This window comes from uncultured Caballeronia sp. (assembly GCF_964243625.1).
Classification (GTDB): domain Bacteria; phylum Pseudomonadota; class Gammaproteobacteria; order Burkholderiales; family Burkholderiaceae; genus Caballeronia.
The window spans coordinates 1-3,656 of record NZ_CAXTGZ010000602.1 but is presented as its reverse complement, the minus strand read 5'-3'; the positions used below and the strand labels follow the sequence as shown (position 1 = coordinate 3,656).

4 protein-coding genes are annotated in these 3,656 nt (G+C 61.1%); all 4 read left to right on the top strand.

Translation table 11 applies throughout. The features are described from left to right. The coding region (serC, locus tag ACFFAR_RS27820) for a 3-phosphoserine/phosphohydroxythreonine transaminase (protein WP_375508874.1) at nucleotides 1-610 on the top strand (610 nt) is incomplete at its 5' end. 50 nt (nucleotides 611-660) lie between these two features. Next, nucleotides 661-1,743, top strand: a complete 1,083-nt coding sequence (gene pheA, locus ACFFAR_RS27815; protein ID WP_086382025.1) for a prephenate dehydratase — start codon at nucleotides 661-663, stop codon at nucleotides 1,741-1,743. Between the two features lie 49 nt (nucleotides 1,744-1,792). Then, nucleotides 1,793-2,908 (top strand): histidinol-phosphate transaminase, encoded by a 1,116-nt coding sequence (hisC, locus tag ACFFAR_RS27810; protein WP_062000026.1) that lies wholly within the window; start codon nucleotides 1,793-1,795, stop codon nucleotides 2,906-2,908. 77 nt (nucleotides 2,909-2,985) lie between these two features. Then, nucleotides 2,986-3,656: prephenate dehydrogenase (locus ACFFAR_RS27805; RefSeq protein WP_375508873.1), on the top strand; the 671-nt coding region annotated here is incomplete at its 3' end.

Genomic DNA, 3,656 nt, shown 5'->3' with positions numbered 1-3,656 from the left:
CTTTGAGATCCCCGATCTCGGTTCGGTGCCGCTCGTCGCGGACGCGTCGTCGCACATTCTTTCCCGCCCAATGGACATCGCGAAATACGGCGTGCTGTTTGGCGGCGCGCAGAAGAACATCGGCATGGCGGGCGTGACGGTCGTGATCGTGCGCGAGGATCTGCTCGATCGTGCGCTCGCGATCTGCCCGTCGGCGTTCGAATGGAAGACCATCGCCGCGAACAATTCGATGTACAACACGCCGCCCACGTACGCAATCTACATTGCCGGACTCGTCTTCAAGTGGCTGAAGAATCAGGGCGGCCTGGAAGCCATGGAGGCGCGCAGTATCGAGAAGTCGTCGCTGCTGTACGACACCATCGACTCGAGCAGTTTCTATCTGAACAAAGTTGAGCGTCAGTCGCGCTCGAGAATGAACGTACCGTTCTTTCTCGCCGACGAAACCCGTAACGAAGCATTCCTGGCCGGCGCGAAAGCGCGCGGCCTGCTGCAGCTGAAAGGCCACAAGTCGGTCGGCGGCATGCGCGCGTCCATCTATAACGCGGTGCCGCTCGAAGCGGTTAAGACGCTTGTCGAGTATATGAAGGAATTCGAGCAGACCAGCGCCTGATCTGCCCTTCAATGCTTCACCACGCTGGACCGACTTAATCCAAACATCGCATGGACGACGACCTTAATTCTCAACTCAAACCGCTGCGTGAACGCATCGATGCGCTCGACGCGCAGCTCATCGCGCTCCTGAATCAGCGCGCCGCGGTCGCGCTCGAAGTGGGCGAGGTGAAGAAGCATTTCAACGCGCCCGTGTTTCGTCCTGAGCGTGAACTGCAGGTGATCGCGCGGCTTCAGGACATGAGCGAAGGACCGCTTGGCGGCGATCACATCAGCTCGATCTGGCGCGAAATCATGGCGGCGAGCCGCGCGCTCGAACAAACGCTGCGTGCCGCGTTCCTCGGGCCGGTCGGCACGTACAGCGAACAGGCGATGTTCGAGTACTTCGGACATTCCATTGAAGGCCTGCCTTGTCCTTCCATCGACGAAGTGTTTCGTTCGGTCGAAGCGGGCGCGGCCGAGTTTGGCGTCGTGCCGGTCGAGAACTCGGCGGAAGGCGCGGTATCGCGTACGCTCGATTTGCTGTTGCAGACGTCGCTTGTGATCGGCGGCGAACTGGCTTTGCCGATTCACCATAATTTGCTGACGGCGTCGGGCACGCTCGATGGCGTCACGCGCGTGTTCGCGCATCCGCAAGCGCTCGCGCAATGTCAGCATTGGCTGACCGCGAATGCGCCCGAGTTGCAGCGTCAGGCGGTATCGAGCAATGCGGAAGCAGCGCGGCTTGCGGTGGGCGACCCTACCATCGCGGCGATTGCCGGCGATCGTGCCGCAACGCATTACGGTCTGGGGGTGTTCCGATCGATGATCCAGGACGATCCTCACAACCGCACGCGTTTTGTGATGATCGGCAAGGAACGCACGGGCGTGAGCGGGCACGACCAGACGTCGCTGATCGTCTCGGTGGCGAACGAGCCAGGCGCGTTGCTGAAGCTGCTGGAACCACTGGCACGGCATGGTGTGTCCATGACCCGTTTCGAATCGCGTCCGGCGCGCGTCGGCACGTGGGAGTACTACTTTTATATCGATGTAGAAGGCCATCGCGACGATACGTCCGTTGCCGCCGCGCTTACCGAACTCGGCGAAAAAGCCGAATTCCTCAAGGTCCTCGGATCGTACCCGCGCGCTCGTTGAGCCCTCGCTTGCCACACGCATTTCCATACGCAGATACGCTGGAGAAAATATGACATCGCAATTCGGCCCTTCCTACGTGCGCGCGATCGCGCCTTATATTGCCGGCAAGCCGATCTCGGAAGTAGCGCGTGAATTCGGGCTGAACGAAGCGGATATCGTGAAGCTAGCATCGAACGAAAATCCGCTGGGCATGCCGGAATCCGCTAAGCGCGCAATGACGGAAGCCATGGCCGAACTCGGCCGCTATCCGGATTCGAACGGTTTCGAGCTGAAGGCAGCGCTTGGCGAGCGTTATGGCGTGCCGCCGGAGTGGATCACGCTCGGCAACGGCAGCAACGACATTCTCGAAATCGCCGCACATGCGCTGGTGGAGAAGGGCCAGTCGGTCGTGTACTCGCAGTACTCGTTCGCGGTGTATGCGCTCGCCACGCAAGGTCTGGGCGCGCGTGCGATCGTCGTGCCGGCTGTGAAATACGGTCACGATCTCGACGCGATGCTCGCTGCAATCGCCGATGACACGCGCCTCGTGTTCGTTGCGAATCCGAACAATCCGACAGGTACGTTCATTGACGGCCCCGCGCTTGAAGCGTTCATCTCGCGCGTGCCGCGCCACGTGGCGGTCGTGCTGGACGAGGCATACACCGAATATCTGGCGAAGGACAAACGCTACGATTCGATTGCCTGGGTGCGCAAATATCCGAATCTGATCGTATCGCGGACGTTTTCAAAAGCGTTCGGTCTCGCCGGATTGCGCGTGGGTTTTGCCATTGCCCAGCCGGAGCAAACCGATCTGCTCAACCGTCTGCGTCAGCCGTTCAACGTGAATTCGCTCGCGCAAGCCGCGGCCATCGCTGCGTTGAAGGACACGGCGTTTCTCGCGAAGAGTGCGGAGATCAACGCGGCGGGTTATCGCCGGCTCACTGAAGCGTTCGATAATCTCGGGCTCGAATACGTGCCGTCCGACGGCAACTTCGTGATGGTGCGCGTGGGCAATGATGACGCCGCCGGTCAGCGCGTCAATCTCGCTTTGCTCAAGCAAGGCGTGATCGTGCGGCCGGTCGCGAACTACGGCTTGTTACCGTGGCTGCGTATCACGATTGGACTGCCGGAAGAAAACGAAGCGTTTATCGCCGCGCTCGAAAAGGCGTTGTCCGCAACGGCCTGATTGTCTTGTCGGGCGTTGATAGAACGCCCTCGATTGTTCACCCTTCGCGCCTTCGGGCGCGTTTTTATCGATGTCCCGTGGCTGCGTTCTCATTCAATAAACTCGTGATTTTCGGCGTCGGCCTGATCGGCGGATCGCTTGCGCGCGGCCTTCGCGAGCGCGCCGGCGCGACGGGCGAAATCATCGGCGTCGGACGATCCGTGAAGTCTGTCGAGCGGGCGCTGGAACTCGGCGTGATCGACTCGGCCGTGCTGATCGACGACGACAACGCGCTCAAACAAGCGCTGCACGATGCCGATTTCGTATTGATCGCGGCGCCCGTTGCGCAAACCGAGCCGTTGCTGCGAAGGATCGTGCCGTTCATCGACGCGCGCACCATAGTCACCGATGCCGGCAGCACAAAAAGCGACGCGGTCATCGCGGCGCGCGCAGCGCTCGGCGCGCGTGCTTCGCAATTCGTGCCGGGCCATCCCATAGCGGGCCGGGAGTCGAGTGGCGTGGATGCCGCGCTGCCCGATCTTTACGTCGATAAAAACGTCGTCCTGTGTCCGTTGCCCGAGAACGCGCCGGAATCCGTCGAGCGCGTCGCCGAGATGTGGCGTGCAACGGGCGCCTCGGTACATCAGATGAGCGCCGAACAGCATGACGGTGTATTCGCGTCGGTGAGCCATTTGCCGCATGTGCTGTCGTTCGCGCTCGTCGAGCAGATTCTTGAAGCGCCGGACGCCGCGCTGAAGTTTTCGTTCGC

What these genes read in the sequence shown, in the direction of transcription:
- pheA (WP_086382025.1), top strand. Translation starts at nt 661, where the DNA reads ATGGACGACGACCTTAATTCTCAACTCAAACCGCTGCGTGAACGCATC.
- hisC (WP_062000026.1), top strand. Translation starts at nt 1,793, where the DNA reads ATGACATCGCAATTCGGCCCTTCCTACGTGCGCGCGATCGCGCCTTAT.